A 329-nucleotide genomic window follows, 5' to 3' on the forward strand; every position below is an offset into this window, starting at 1 on the left:
GCTCCGGTAGTGCCGCAGCGCCTGCGCCGCGGGCAGCGCCGGCGGGGCCGCCGACAGGAGGCCGGGGCACAGCTCGTCGACCGCCGCCGCGTACTCCTCGTAAGGTCGCCAGCCGGGTACGACGCGGCGGGCACCGGGCGTACGGAACAGCAACGTCGGCAGCGCGTACCGCAGTTGGCCGTCCTGGGTCTCCTTGGCCGCGCCGGGGTGCGGCGAGTCGCAGTCGGCGCCGAGCACCTCGGGAACCGGCCTGCGCGCCTCGGCACGGTCGGCCCGCACCTGCTCGCGGACCGCGTCCGAGGCCGCGTCGGCCCGCAGCCGCTCGGCGT

Annotated in this window: 1 pseudogene; it reads right to left on the bottom strand. The window is 78.1% G+C overall.

Going from position 1 to position 329, the window contains the following annotated elements:
* A pseudogene (locus G3I40_RS03045) lies at nt 1-329 on the bottom strand (hypothetical protein); the annotation flags it as partial.

It is taken from the genome of Streptomyces sp. SID14478, from assembly GCF_010548525.1.
GTDB lineage: Bacteria > Actinomycetota > Actinomycetes > Streptomycetales > Streptomycetaceae > Streptomyces.